General features: G+C 40.0%; 14 protein-coding genes, 1 tRNA gene, 1 rRNA gene, 1 other RNA gene and 1 other annotated feature. Of the genes, 14 read left to right on the top strand and 3 right to left on the bottom strand.

All coding sequences use genetic code 11. The features are described 5' to 3' along the window. Positions 1-76, top strand: a 5S ribosomal RNA gene (gene rrf, locus HNR63_RS13625); the annotation flags it as partial. A 20-nt stretch (positions 77-96) separates the two neighbouring features. Here rrf and HNR63_RS13620 read toward each other — a convergent pair. Beyond that, positions 97-798, bottom strand: coding sequence for a YaaC family protein (locus tag HNR63_RS13620; RefSeq protein ID WP_085789554.1), 702 nt, complete (start codon positions 796-798; stop codon positions 97-99). A gap of 116 nt (positions 799-914) precedes the next feature. Here HNR63_RS13620 and guaB point away from each other — a divergent pair, with 116 nt between their 5' ends. From guaB to HNR63_RS13590, 6 genes are all read left to right on the top strand, one after another. Then, complete coding sequence (gene guaB, locus HNR63_RS13615) at positions 915-2,381, top strand: IMP dehydrogenase (RefSeq protein WP_019417544.1); 1,467 nt, start codon at positions 915-917, stop codon at positions 2,379-2,381. Between the two features lie 140 nt (positions 2,382-2,521). After that, a complete protein-coding gene (locus HNR63_RS13610) occupies positions 2,522-3,799 on the top strand; it encodes a D-alanyl-D-alanine carboxypeptidase family protein (RefSeq protein WP_223249842.1) in 1,278 nt (425 codons plus the stop codon). Positions 3,800-4,011: 212 nt separating this feature from the next. Further along, positions 4,012-4,896, top strand: a complete 885-nt coding sequence (gene pdxS, locus HNR63_RS13605; protein WP_085789556.1) for a pyridoxal 5'-phosphate synthase lyase subunit PdxS — start codon at positions 4,012-4,014, stop codon at positions 4,894-4,896. A gap of 18 nt (positions 4,897-4,914) precedes the next feature. After that, a complete protein-coding gene (gene pdxT / locus HNR63_RS13600) occupies positions 4,915-5,493 on the top strand; it encodes a pyridoxal 5'-phosphate synthase glutaminase subunit PdxT (protein ID WP_181521067.1) in 579 nt (192 codons plus the stop codon). A gap of 56 nt (positions 5,494-5,549) precedes the next feature. Further along, positions 5,550-5,765 (top strand) — a binding site (T-box leader). Between the two features lie 49 nt (positions 5,766-5,814). Beyond that, positions 5,815-7,089, top strand: a complete 1,275-nt coding sequence (gene serS, locus HNR63_RS13595; protein ID WP_085789558.1) for a serine--tRNA ligase — start codon at positions 5,815-5,817, stop codon at positions 7,087-7,089. Positions 7,090-7,168: 79 nt separating this feature from the next. Continuing rightward, positions 7,169-7,261, top strand: a tRNA-Ser gene (locus HNR63_RS13590). Between the two features lie 131 nt (positions 7,262-7,392). On the opposite strand, the gene HNR63_RS13585 is transcribed toward HNR63_RS13590, so the two are convergent. Both HNR63_RS13585 and HNR63_RS13580 read right to left on the bottom strand, forming a co-directional pair. Continuing rightward, positions 7,393-8,061 (bottom strand): deoxynucleoside kinase, encoded by a 669-nt coding sequence (locus HNR63_RS13585; protein ID WP_009360707.1) that lies wholly within the window; start codon positions 8,059-8,061, stop codon positions 7,393-7,395. Next, positions 8,058-8,696: a deoxynucleoside kinase gene (locus HNR63_RS13580; RefSeq protein WP_085789560.1), complete on the bottom strand. Its 639-nt coding sequence runs from the start codon at positions 8,694-8,696 to the stop codon at positions 8,058-8,060. Before HNR63_RS13580 ends, HNR63_RS13585 begins: the two co-directional genes overlap by 4 nt. Positions 8,697-8,834: 138 nt before the next feature. Between HNR63_RS13580 and tadA the strand changes: the two genes are divergently transcribed. The 7 genes from tadA (at position 8,835) to HNR63_RS13545 (ending at position 12,968) form a co-directional block, all read left to right on the top strand. Then, a complete protein-coding gene (gene tadA, locus HNR63_RS13575; protein ID WP_181521065.1) occupies positions 8,835-9,311 on the top strand; it encodes a tRNA adenosine(34) deaminase TadA in 477 nt (158 codons plus the stop codon). Positions 9,312-9,395: 84 nt separating this feature from the next. Next, an RNA gene (ffs, locus tag HNR63_RS13570) (signal recognition particle sRNA large type) lies at positions 9,396-9,660 on the top strand. Between the two features lie 108 nt (positions 9,661-9,768). After that, the gene (gene dnaX, locus HNR63_RS13565; RefSeq protein ID WP_181521063.1) at positions 9,769-11,448 is read left to right on the top strand and encodes a DNA polymerase III subunit gamma/tau; all 1,680 of its coding nucleotides are present in this window, start codon (positions 9,769-9,771) and stop codon (positions 11,446-11,448) included. A gap of 16 nt (positions 11,449-11,464) precedes the next feature. Then, positions 11,465-11,788, top strand: coding sequence for a YbaB/EbfC family nucleoid-associated protein (locus HNR63_RS13560; RefSeq protein WP_021095866.1), 324 nt, complete (start codon positions 11,465-11,467; stop codon positions 11,786-11,788). Positions 11,789-11,797: 9 nt separating this feature from the next. After that, entirely contained in the window at positions 11,798-12,394 is a 597-nt protein-coding gene (gene recR, locus HNR63_RS13555; RefSeq protein ID WP_004888493.1) for a recombination mediator RecR, read from the top strand. Next, positions 12,394-12,615: a YaaL family protein gene (locus HNR63_RS13550; RefSeq protein ID WP_021095867.1), complete on the top strand. Its 222-nt coding sequence runs from the start codon at positions 12,394-12,396 to the stop codon at positions 12,613-12,615. The genes recR and HNR63_RS13550 overlap by 1 nt, the downstream gene beginning before the upstream one ends. Before the next feature lie 86 nt (positions 12,616-12,701). Beyond that, positions 12,702-12,968 carry a pro-sigmaK processing inhibitor BofA family protein gene (locus HNR63_RS13545; protein WP_021095868.1) on the top strand — a complete coding sequence of 89 codons (267 nt, stop codon included), beginning with the start codon at positions 12,702-12,704 and terminating at the stop codon, positions 12,966-12,968. Positions 12,969-13,199 lie beyond the last annotated feature (231 nt).

The raw sequence follows: 13,199 nt of genomic DNA, 5'->3' as shown, positions 1-13,199 counted from the left end.
GAACACGGAAGTTAAGCTCTCCAGCGCCGATGGTAGTTGGCGGGACACCGCCTGCGAGAGTAGGACGTTGCCGGGCAAAGAGAAGACCAAGACGATTTAGTCTTGGTCTTTTTTGCTATGTAGTAAATAATGATACAAATATCTCGGTACTTTTCGTTCCGTTACGTCTAAAAACTGTACAATAAAAGGGTATGCATCATTTGAATAACTATGGAGGAGATCGTACCACCATTCTGTTTCATAGCGGCAAATCATACTTAAATTATAAAGTAGTAAATAGTGAGCAACGATTTCATGAATGTGTTTGTTTTGTTCATTTCGTTGTTTAAAATATAGATCAAATAAAGGACTAAGCTCTTCAATTTGTCGCAGCAATTGCCCCATAGAAAACTTTTCTCCGTATACGTGTTTCACATGAAACATTTTTTCAGAAAAATAAGTAAATAAACCGTGTTTTTGAATTTTTACTTCGTCTTTAAAAAAATCGTAGTTTTGTTTTTTTCTTTTTCTCGTTGATACTCCATGTGCTAAAACTGATGATGATTCTGGATAATCAGGGTGGATTGTTAATAAACACGCTTTAAGAAGCTGTACATTTCCATAAAATAATAAAACAGGTTTGATGGCCAAAGGCGCTTCATGAGCGGTATCATAAAACTTTTTTCCATGTTGTAAGTAGTACATAAATGGATAACAATTGTTGTAACTTTTCTTTTCAGCGTCTTCCCGTCCTTCTTGTTTGTAGCGTTCAAGTAAAAATTCGTGTACAAAATTTGATGAGTAAAATACTTCCCACATCGTATATTCTCCTTGTTCAATTGATCGAATTATCTAACATTTTCGTGTTTTCTTGACAGAAAAAAGCGAAGTTGATACTCTACTAATTAATATTTCCAAAGTGAGGGGGAAAAACAATGTGGGAAACAAAATTTGCGAAAGAAGGATTGACATTTGATGACGTCCTTTTAATCCCAGCTAAGTCAGAAGTGTTGCCACGTGATGTCGATTTAACTGTTGAGCTAAGTAAAACGTTAAAATTGAATATCCCGATCATTAGCGCAGGAATGGATACGGTAACCGAGGCGGAAATGGCGATTGCGATGGCACGCCAAGGAGGATTAGGAATTATTCATAAAAACATGTCAATTGAACAACAGGCGGAACAAGTCGATAAAGTAAAACGTTCTGAAAGTGGCGTCATTACGGATCCGTTCTTTTTAACTCCTGAACATCAAGTATATGATGCAGAACATTTAATGAGTAAATATCGTATTTCAGGTGTTCCAATTGTGAACAATGCTGAAGAACAAAAGCTTGTTGGAATTATTACGAATCGCGATTTACGCTTCATTCAAGATTACTCAATGAAAATTTCTGATGTGATGACAAAAGAAAACTTAATTACGGCCCCTGTTGGAACAACATTAGAAGAAGCGGAAAAAATTTTGCAAAAGTACAAAATTGAAAAACTCCCTCTCGTTGATGATCAAGGTGTGTTAAAGGGACTGATTACGATTAAAGATATCGAAAAAGTGATCGAATTTCCAAACGCAGCCAAAGATGCAAAAGGACGTCTTCTTGTTGGAGCGGCTGTCGGGGTTACTGCCGATACGATGTTGCGCGTGAAAAAGCTTGTAGAAGCAAATGTTGATGTCATTGTAGTTGATACAGCTCATGGCCATTCTAAAGGGGTGCTTGAGACGGTACGGAAAATTCGCGACACATATCCGACATTAAATATTATTGCAGGAAATGTCGCGACAGCAGAGGCGACGCGCGATTTAATTGAAGCAGGGGCGAACATTATTAAAGTAGGTATTGGTCCAGGATCCATCTGTACGACAAGGGTTGTCGCAGGTGTCGGCGTGCCACAAATTACAGCGATTTACGACTGTGCAACAGAAGCACGAAAATACGGTGTCGCCATTATTGCTGATGGAGGAATTAAATATTCTGGTGATATCGTAAAAGCTTTAGCGGCTGGTGGACATGCTGTTATGCTTGGTAGCTTGCTTGCAGGCGTGTCTGAAAGCCCTGGAGAAACAGAAATTTACCAAGGTAGACGATTTAAAGTATATCGTGGGATGGGATCAGTTGGAGCGATGGAGAGAGGAAGTAAAGATCGTTACTTCCAAGAAGATAATAAAAAATTTGTTCCAGAAGGTATTGAAGGACGAGTGCCTTATAAAGGACCGCTTGCCGATACGATTTATCAACTTGTTGGGGGATTGCGTGCAGGAATGGGTTATTGTGGCACGAAAAACTTAGAAGAATTGCGAGAAAAAACGCAATTTGTGCGCATGACTGGAGCAGGATTAAGAGAAAGTCACCCGCACGATGTTCAAATTACGAAAGAAGCTCCAAACTACTCGTTCATGTAATAACAAATAGACAGAGGTGGAAGATTCCTCTGTCTATTTTTTTTTACAAGAGTATGTTAAAATAACGGTTATGTAAAACAGAGTTGGAGGGTTTGAGCGTGAAAACATGGTACAAGAGCTTCATCATTTCCATTGCAGCAATGTTTTTATTTATGGTGACGTTACCGCAAAATATAAAAGCGGAAGAAGACGTACTAAATATTGAAGCAGATGCCGCTATTCTTGTTGAAGCGGAGACGGGAAAGATTTTATACCAAAAAAACATTGATGCGGTTTTAGGAATTGCTAGTATGACAAAAATGATGACGGAATACTTGTTGCTAGAGGCTATTCATGAAGGGCGCGTAAAATGGGATCAAGAATATGCAGTAAGTGAGTATGTATATCAAATTTCCCAAAAGCGCGATTTATCGAACGTTCCGTTGAGAAAAGACGGGAAATATACAGTGCGTGAACTATATGAAGCGATGGCGATTTACTCAGCAAACGGGGCGACAGTTGCCATTGCAGAAATTGTTGGTGGTTCGGAAACAAATTTCGTTAAAATGATGAATGAAAAAGCGAAAGAGTTAGGATTAAAAGATTACAAGTTTGTCAATGCAACAGGATTAAATAACAAAGATTTAGGAGGATTGCACCCAGCAGGTAGCGGAGATAACGAAGAAAATGTGATGTCTGCTCGTGCTGTAGCGACATTAGCGTATCATTTATATCACAAGTTCCCAGAAATTTTAGAAACCGCAAGTATTCCTCGTAAATACTTCCGAGAAGGAACTGATGATCAAATTAAAATGGATAACTGGAACTGGATGCTTCCGGGACTTGTTGCAGCATACGAAGGTGTCGATGGGATTAAAACGGGATATACAGAATTTGCAGGATATTGCTTTACAGGTACGGCAGAGCGAAATGGCATGCGCTTTATTACCGTTGTGATGAATGCGAAAACGAACGGAAAAGGTACGCATTTGTCGCGTTTTGAACAGACGAGAAAAATGTTGGACTACGCGTTTAGCAACTATACTGTGCAACAATTGTATCCAAAAGGTTATATTACAAAAAAACATGAAACGGTAGCAGTAAAGAAAGGGAAAGAAAAAGAAGTTGCGATTGCAACAAAACAACCGTTGTCCCTTGTCATTAAGCGAGGGGAAGAAAAAAAATATAAGCCTGTTGTCGTCATTGAAAAAGAAACGTTAACAGCTCCTGTGAAAAAAGGACAAAAAGTAGGGTATATGTACGTGAAATATGAAGGAACAGACTATGGTTACTTAACAAAAGAAGGAGAAAAGGTAGAGATCGTAACAAAGCGGGCTGTAGAAAAAGCGAATGGTTTCGTTTTGGCGATGCGAGCGATTGGCGAATTGTTCAGTGATATTTGGAATGGTGCTTCAAATGCGATGAAAGGATTATTTTAAAGCTCTCTTTTTAGAGGGCTTTAAAATTTTTATTGTGATTTTTAAAAAAATTGAGTTAAAATAAAGAAATGTAGTTAGTGTTTCTATACTTTTACGTAGTAAAAACGTATGCTAGAATATGGATAGTGTACTGCAGTGATGAATAGTTGTCGCTGGACTGATTTTTCAGTACAATATCACAATAACGATATACATAATGGGAGGAATGAACGGTGGCGGTTACAGGTACAGAACGTGTAAAACGCGGAATGGCGGAAATGCAAAAAGGTGGCGTCATTATGGACGTCGTGAATGCAGAACAAGCGAAAATTGCTGAAGCAGCAGGTGCAGTAGCTGTTATGGCTCTTGAGCGTGTTCCAGCTGATATTCGTGCAGCAGGTGGCGTTGCACGCATGGCTGATCCGACTGTGATTGAAGAAGTGATGAAAGCAGTATCGATTCCAGTCATGGCGAAGGCGCGCATCGGTCATTATGTTGAAGCGCGTGTATTAGAGGCGCTTGGTGTAGATTACATCGACGAGAGTGAAGTGTTGACGCCGGCAGATGAAGAATTTCATATTGATAAACGTCAATTTACTGTACCTTTCGTATGCGGTTGCCGTGATTTAGGTGAAGCGGCTCGTCGTATTGCTGAAGGGGCATCTATGCTTCGCACAAAAGGCGAACCGGGAACAGGAAACATTGTTGAAGCTGTTCGCCATATGCGTAAAGTGAACGCTCAAGTGCGCAAAGTTGTTAGCATGAGCGAAGATGAATTAATGACAGAAGCGAAAAATTTAGGGGCACCGTTTGAAGTATTGTTACAAATTAAACGTCTTGGCCGTCTTCCTGTCGTTAACTTTGCAGCAGGTGGTGTCGCAACACCAGCGGATGCGGCGTTAATGATGCATTTAGGTGCTGACGGTGTATTTGTCGGTTCAGGTATTTTTAAATCAGACAATCCTGAAAAATATGCGCGTGCCATCGTTGAAGCGACAACTCATTTCGAAGATTACGAATTAATTGCTCATTTATCAAAGGGATTAGGTGGAGCGATGAAAGGCATTGATATTTCTTCGTTGCTTCCTGAACAACGGATGCAAGAACGCGGATGGTAATGTAAAGGAGCAATGAACATGACGAAAATAGGGGTACTCGGATTGCAAGGAGCCGTACGTGAACACGTACGTTCAATTGAAGCGTGTGGTGCTGAAGCGGTAGTTATTAAAAAGGTGGAGCAACTGACACATATTGACGGTCTTATTATTCCAGGCGGAGAAAGTACGACGATGCGTCGTTTAATGGACAAATACGGATTTATTGAACCGCTGAAGCAATTCGCTCGTGAAGGAAAGCCGATGTTTGGAACGTGCGCAGGCTTGATTATTTTAGCCAAAAAAATTGTTGGTTACGATGAACCACACCTTGGTTTAATGGATATTACAGTCGAACGCAACTCATTCGGACGTCAACGCGAAAGTTTTGAAGCATCGTTAACGATTAAAGGTGTTGCGGACGATTTTATTGGTGTATTTATTCGAGCTCCGCACATTGTTTCCGTAGGGGACGACGTTGATGTGCTTGCGACGTATGAGGACCGTATTGTCGCGGCAAGGCAAGGACAATTTTTAGGATGTTCGTTTCACCCCGAATTAACGGATGATCATCGCATGACACAATATTTTATAAACATGGTTAAAGAAGCGAAAGAATAAACAGGTTGCATTTTGTTTAAACTTATAGTACATTATTTCCAAGAAAATGATATAAAGAAAAAGCGATGACAGGAACTAGTAACAAGCCCTCTTCCTTTCAGAGAGCCGATGGTTGGTGTGAATCGGCAGGAATGACTTGTGAATCCATCCTGGAGCGAAATGCTGAACGCGTGAAGTTAGTAGGCATTTCCGGTGAGAACCGTTACATGTCTCGAGTGGAAGACGCATGTCTTCAACTAGGGTGGCAACGCGGGAATACTCTCGTCCCTTTCTTTTGGGACGGGAGTTTTTTGTTTCATAAATCAAAAAGGAGGAATGCCGATGTTAGACTTAAAATTTTTACGTGCCAATTTTGAGGAGGTAAAACAAAAACTTCAGCATCGTGGTGAGGACTTAACGGATTTTGAACAATTCGAGCAGCTCGATCGTCGTCGTCGCGAATTAATTGCACAAGCGGAGGAACTAAAAAATAAGCGCAACGATGTGTCACAACAAATTGCCATCTTAAAGCGAGAGAAAAAAGACGCAGACCATCTCATTGCTGAAATGCGTGAAGTTGGCGATCGCATTAAAGTACTTGATGATGAATTGCGTGAAGTGGAACAACAGCTTGAGACGTTGCTTTTATCCATTCCAAACGTTCCGCATGACTCTGTGCCGATTGGTGAATCAGAAGATGACAATGTAGAAATTCGTAAATGGGGAGAGCCACGTTCATTTTCTTTTGAACCGAAACCGCATTGGGAAATTGCTGATCAACTCGGGATTTTAGATTTTGAACGGGCAGCGAAGGTAACAGGAAGTCGATTTGTGTTTTATAAAGGGCTCGGAGCACGATTGGAACGTGCGTTAATTAACTTTATGTTAGACGTACATGTGGAACAACACGGATATGAAGAAGTTTTACCACCGTACATTGTGAATCGAGCAAGCATGACAGGAACAGGACAGCTTCCGAAGTTTGAGGAAGATGCGTTCCGTATCGAGAGTGAAGATTACTTTTTAATTCCGACAGCAGAAGTTCCTGTGACTAACTTACATCGTGATGAAATTTTATCAGCGGACGATTTGCCGATTAAATATGCTGCTTATAGCGCATGTTTCCGCTCAGAAGCGGGATCAGCAGGAAGAGATACGCGCGGATTAATTCGTCAACATCAGTTTAATAAGGTGGAGCTTGTCAAATTTGTAAAACCAGAAGATTCCTATGAACAACTCGAAAAGTTAACAAATGATGCAGAGCGCATTTTGCAATTATTAGGTTTACCGTATCGTGTCATGAGCATGTGTACAGCTGATTTAGGCTTTACTGCAGCCAAAAAATATGACATTGAAGTATGGTTACCAAGCTATGGTACGTATCGAGAAATTTCTTCCTGCAGCAATTTTGAAGCGTTTCAAGCTCGCCGTGCAAACATTCGTTTCCGCCGAGACCCGAAAGCAAAGCCAGAACATGTGCATACGTTAAATGGATCCGGTTTAGCCATTGGACGAACAGTTGCAGCGATTTTGGAAAATTATCAACAAGAAGATGGAACAGTCGTGATCCCAGAAGTGCTTCGCCCATACATGGGAGGAAAAGAAGTGATTTCATAAGGGGAGAATTTGCTCCCCTTTTTTAATAAAAAGTGTTGACATGGGGTAATGATTATGATAACTTAGTACATGTCGATACGGAGGAGTACCCAAGTCTGGCTGAAGGGGTCGGTCTTGAAAACCGAGAGGCGTCGAAAGGCGCGCGGGGGTTCGAATCCCTCCTCCTCCGCCATCATTCGAATGTTTACAGTCCACAGCGCATAAAATGGAGATTGTTTATCGAATAATTCGTTACATATCGTAACGAATTTTTGTTTTATATAAGCAAAACAAAGGATGCCCAAAATGGAGCTAGGGGCATCCTTATTTTTTTAATTTGCGATATTGTTCAATCATGTAACCAATTTTTGCGACGATCGGCTCGATCGATTGGGCATCGCGAATAATATCGTATTCATTAATGTTAATGCGCAAAACAGGACAAGCATTAAAACTGTTGATCCATCTCTCATATCTTTCATACATTTCTTTCCAATATTCAATTGGTGTTTGTTGTTCCATTGGGCGACCGCGTTCACGAATGCGTTTAATGATTTCCTCAAAACTTCCTTCTAAGTAAATAAGTAAATCAGGGTGTGGGAAATACGGTGTCATGACCATCGCTTCAAATAAACTTGTATAGGTTTCATAGTCGACTTTTGACATCGTCCCTTTTTCAAAATGCATTTTTGCAAAAATGCCAGTATCCTCGTAAATGGATCGGTCTTGAACAAATCCTCCACCATATTCAAAAATGCGTTTTTGTTCTTTAAATCGTTCGGCAAGAAAATAAATTTGAAGATGGAAACTCCAACGTTTAAAATCGGCATAAAACTTATCTAAATACGGGTTTGTGTCTACCTTTTCAAAAGAGGTGCGGAATTGTAGTGCATCAGCTAACGCTTTTGTCATCGTTGATTTTCCTACACCAACTGTTCCGGCAATGGTAATAACAGCATCGCTTGGAATATGATATTTTTCTCGTAAATTCATTGTTCTAAGCTCCTTTTAAGAACAGATTGCAGTTCATTTAAAATGAAAAATCGGTCTTGGTCACGATGAACGAAATCGAGCTCATCTCCGTTAAACCGTAATACAGGAATGTGAGGGTGGGCTTGCTCAAATTGCTCCATTGCTTGTTCGTAAGCATGTGATAATTGTTGTAAATAGTTCGGATCAATGTTTTTTTCAAATTCGCGACCTCGCATCGCGATACGTTTGAGTAACGTGTGCAATGAAGCATGCAAATAAATGACGACATTCGGTTTTGGCATGTCGTTTGTTAAAATGTCATAAATTTGCACATACTTTTCGTACTGCTTTCCCTTTAAAGTCTGTCTAGCAAAGATTAAGTTTTTGAAAATATGATAGTCAGCTACAACCGGTTTCCCATTGCTTAAAAACTTTTTTTCGACATCTTCTAGTTGTTTGTAACGGTTGCATAGAAAAAACATCTCCGTTTGGAAGCTCCACTCTTCAATGTTTTCATAAAATTTACCCAAAAAGGGATTTTCATCAACAATTTCTTTTAACAATTCATATTGAAAATAGTCTGAAATGACCTTTGCTAATGATGTTTTTCCAACACCAATTGGACCTTCAACAGTAATAAAGGGCACGCGGGACATTGTGTAACCTCCTTTAGGTGAAACCGTCTGTGTAGACAGACAAAATTTATTTTAACATAAAATGATTACTCTGTATGTTGCTTTTTTATTTTGATATACTCTATAGAATAGATGATAAAAAGTACGGGAGTTTCAAAAATGAGAAATGATGAGTATTACATGCGTCTAGCTATTGAAGAAGCAAAAAAGGCGGAGAACATCGGAGAAGTGCCTATTGGTGCTGTTGTTGTATACAATGACGAAGTGATTGCACGAGCTCACAATTTGCGTGAACGAGATCAACGATCGATTGCGCATGCGGAGCTTTTAGCTATCGATGAAGCGTGTCGAAAACTAGGTACGTGGCGACTAGAAGAGGCGACGTTGTATGTGACGTTAGAACCTTGTGCGATGTGTGCTGGAGCGATTGTTCTTTCCCGCATAAAGCGGGTTGTGTTTGGGGCGAGCGATCCAAAAGGGGGATGTGCCGGAACATTAATGAATTTATTACAAGAGCCACGGTTTAATCACCAAGTGGAAGTCGTTAGTGGGGTATTAGCTGAGCAATGTGGAGAAATGCTAAGTGAATTTTTCCGACGTTTGCGTCAGCGAAAGAAGGTAGAAAAAATAGTTTAAATTCCAATTAAATTCCATTGTGTAGTCATTGCAATTTATATGAAAAAGAGATATACTTATACTTGCGTTAGTGATAACGCATTGCCGTGCTAAGCGGGGAGGTAGCGGTGCCCTGTACTCGCAATCCGCTCTAGCGAGGCTGAATTCCTTCTTTAGGTTAGTTTGCTGTAGAGTCTGCCTAGAGTAAGTGGTGTTGACGTTTGGGTCCTGCGCAATGGGAATCCGTGAACCCTGTCAGGTCCGGAAGGAAGCAGCAGTAAGCGGACGCTCCCATGTGCCGCAGGGGTGCCTGAACTGAGCTAACTACTCTAGTAACGTCTATGGCAGCTAGTCGACAGAAGGTGCACGGCAATTTACATAGATTGAATCAAAGCGCTTGCTTAAAAGGCAAGTGCTTTTTTCATGCGTTTTTTAATGATATAATGAATGGGATATGAGCAAAGAGGAGGGCAGTTTCGTGAGTTATAAAGCTTTATATCGTGTTTTTCGACCGCAAAGTTTTAAGGATGTTGTTGGTCAAGAACACGTGACAAAAACGTTGCAAAATGCCCTGCTTCAACAAAAGATTTCACATGCATATTTATTTTCAGGTCCACGTGGGACAGGAAAAACGAGTATAGCTAAAATTTTTGCTAAAGCGGTAAATTGCGAACATCGTCCAACAGCAGAGCCATGCAACGAATGTCCGACTTGTTTAGGCATTACGAACGGTTCGATTTCTGATGTGTTAGAGATTGACGCTGCATCAAATAACGGAGTGGATGAAATTCGCGACATTCGTGAGAAGGTGAAATTTGCTCCAACGTCAGCGCCGTATAAAGTGTATATTATTGATGAAGTGCATATGCTATCCATCGGGGCGTTTAATGCGTTATTAAAAACGTTGGAAGAGCCTCCGAAACATGTGATTTTTATTTTAGCGACAACGGAACCACATAAAATTCCTTTAACGATCGTTTCGCGATGTCAACGATTTGATTTTCGGCGCATTGAGTTGAGGTCGATTGTGTCGCGTTTAAAAACAGTTGTTGCGGAAGAAGGTATAGATGTAGAGGAAGAGGCACTATTTGCGATTGCGCGTGCTGCTGATGGTGGAATGCGTGATGCGTTAAGTTTGCTCGATCAAGCTATTTCTTTTAGTGAAGATCGCGTGTTGCTTGAGGATGTGTTAGCGGTTACAGGTGCAGTTTCACAAAGAAAAATCGCAGATTTAATTTATGCGATATATGAAAAAAAGACTGTTGAGGCGTTGCGTCTTTTTCAACATTTAATGGAACAAGGGAAAGATCCGAATCGCCTTGTCGAAGATTTAATTTACTATTATCGAGATATGCTTTTATATAAAGCGGCACCTCAGCTAGAAGATGTGACCCATCGTGTGCTCGTTGATGAACGATTTCGAGAGCTTTCTGACGTGATCCCAACATCGCTTATATATGAAGCGATCGATTTGTTGAGTAAAAGTCAACAAGATATGCGCCTAACGAACCATCCGCGCGTGCATATGGAAGTTGCGATTGTGAAGCTTTGTTATGAAGAGGAACGAGCAATCAAAACTTCGATTTCTCCAGCGTTGGAGGAGAAAGTGAGACAGCTTGAAGAGCAATTAGCGAAACTGAAGGAAACCGGTGTGAAACTCTCCCCTGCAGAAACAAGCGAGCCGGTGAAAAAAACAGGAAAAAGTATTCGGACAGATTATAAAATACCGATAGGACGCATTCATGAAGTGCTTCGCCAAGCAACACATCAGCATTTATCTCTTATTAAAGGAAATTGGCCACATGTGCTTGAGACGTTAAAAAAGCAAAATAAAGTGTCACATGCGGCATTATTGCAAGAGAGTGAACCTGTAGCAGCAAGTGGCACAGCTTTTGTGTTAAAATTTAAATATGAAATTCATTGTAAAATGGTTGCTGATAATAGTAACTATGTCAAAGACAATTTAGAACAAGTATTATTTGAATTAACAGGGAAAAAACTCGATACGATTCCTGTTCCTGAAAGTGAATGGCTTCAAATTCGAGAGCAGTTCATTCGTCAACAAACAAGTGGAAATGAACAACATGAACAAGAAGATCCATTCATTTCGGAAGCGAAAAAATGGTTTGGTGAAAACTTAATTGAAATTAAAGAATAATGGAGGAATGATGAAAATGATGCGTGGAATGGGAAATATGCAAAAGATGATGAAGCAAATGCAAAAGATGCAAAAAGATATGGAGAAAGCACAAGCAGAATTAGCAGAAAAAACAGTTGAAGGAACGGCAGGCGGTGGAATGGTTACCGTTATTGCAAATGGTCATAAACAAATTTTAGAAGTGAAAATTAAAGAGGAGGTCGTTGATCCGGAAGATATCGACATGTTGCAAGATTTAGTGCTTGCTGCGACGAATGATGCGTTGAAAAAAGTAGATGAGTTAACCGCTGAAACGATGGGGCAGTTTACAAAAGGATTGAATATACCGGGATTATTCTAGGAGGCTATCATGTACTACCCAGAGCCGATATCCAAATTAATCGACAGCTTCATGAAATTGCCAGGCATCGGGCCGAAAACGGCCGTCCGTCTGGCGTTTTTTGTGTTAAATATGAAAGAAGATGTAGTATTAGATTTTGCAAAAGCACTTGTAAATGCGAAAAGAAATTTAACGTATTGTTCATCGTGTGGTCATATTACAGATAAGGATCCTTGTTATATTTGTGAAGACGATAAGCGAGATCGTTCGATCATTTGTGTTGTGCAAGATCCGAAAGATGTTATTGCTATGGAAAAAATGAAAGAATACAACGGATTGTATCATGTGTTACATGGAGCTATTTCACCTATGGAAGGAATTGGTCCGGAAGATATTAAAATAGCTGAATTGCTTAGACGTCTTCAAGATGAAACGGTCCAAGAAGTGATTTTAGCGACGAATCCGAATATTGAAGGGGAAGCAACGGCTATGTATATCTCCCGGCTACTAAAGCCAACAGGTGTTAAAATTACGCGCATTGCCCACGGATTGCCTGTTGGTGGCGATCTAGAATACGCCGATGAGGTGACTTTATCTAAAGCTCTGGAAGGAAGAAGGGAACTATAGTGTTTTGGAAACGAAAAGGGTGGCTGCGCAAACAATTTAACGACCAGCTCATTGAACGATTGCAACATTACCGGGATGAGTGGATGGATAAGAAGCAATTAATAGAAAAAAGTGTTGAGCCGTCTGAAAAGGTCATATTTGATTTAAAAATTGCTGAAGCGAAATATTTATTTCTCCTTCGAGAAGCAAAAAAACGAAAAGCATCGATTGGGAAGGGATGATACCCCTTCCCTTTTTGTATAGGCTTGTCATACAGAAAAGAGGTGAACATATATTTAAAAATAAAAAAGTTGAAGGAGAGAAAAATATGAATGAAACGGTTGTTATTGTGTCGATCGTCAGTCTTATTGTCATTCTTTTGCTTATTGGCATCCCGGTACGTTTGACACGGCTAATTGGTGAAGGAGTTGCTCGTCTTGTTATCGGGGCTTTATTTATTTTTTTAATTAATGTTGTTGGAGATGTATCAGGTATCCATTTGCCTATTAATTTATTTACAGTAACCGTTACAGGTTTTTTAGGTATTCCTGGTGTTGTAGCACTCATTTTTATTCAACAATATGTCATTTCATAAACGGACATATCCGTTTATTTTTTTATTGACGAATAGAGATATCCATGATATATTAATATACGTCGTTGTCGAAATGAAAAAACATGTTGACAAGGTATTGTTGATTTAGTATTATAGAAAATGTCTTTGTTGTTCCTTGAAAACTGAACAAAACAGCAGCGTAAAAGCTAAGGATAACTTTTCTATGGAGAGTTTGATCCTGGCTCAGGACGAACGCTGGCGGCGTGCCTA

The sequence above is a fragment of the Anoxybacillus ayderensis genome (assembly GCF_013761015.1).
GTDB classification, from domain to species: Bacteria; Bacillota; Bacilli; order Bacillales; family Anoxybacillaceae; genus Anoxybacillus; species Anoxybacillus ayderensis.
Note: the sequence above shows the minus strand (reverse complement) of the source record. Positions and strands in the feature narration are given on the sequence as shown.